The organism is Staphylococcus canis (genome assembly GCF_016238445.1).
GTDB lineage: Bacteria > Bacillota > Bacilli > Staphylococcales > Staphylococcaceae > Staphylococcus > Staphylococcus canis.
In genome coordinates this window covers 1-325 of the sequence record NZ_JABANU010000079.1, presented here as the reverse complement: position 1 = coordinate 325, position 325 = coordinate 1, and the positions used below count along the sequence as shown (strand labels likewise).

Annotated in this window: 1 protein-coding gene; it reads left to right on the top strand. The window is 48.3% G+C overall.

Translation table 11 applies throughout. The annotated features are described in order from the left end of the window. Window positions 1-325, top strand: a 325-nt coding sequence (locus HHH54_RS10990) for an Ig-like domain-containing protein (RefSeq protein WP_232796337.1), incomplete at both ends; no start/stop codon positions are given.

Here is a 325-nt window from a genome sequence, read left to right as displayed (position 1 = left end):
GGAAGTACGGTAACGATTACGTTCCCGGATGGTACAACAGCGACAGGCACAGTAGGAGACAATGGTAGCTATGAAGTTGCGATTCCAAATGGTGTAGATCTCAAAGGCGGAGAAACGTTACAAGTGATAACAACAGATGCATCAGGCAATGAATCAACAAGCACATCAACAACAGTAGTAGATACAACGGCACCAGAGGCACCAACGGTGAACGAAGTGACGTCAGATGCGACAACTGTTACAGGAACAGGCGAGCCAGGAAGTACAGTGACAATTACGTTCCCAGACGGCACAACAGCGACAGGAACAGTAGCGGAAGATGGAA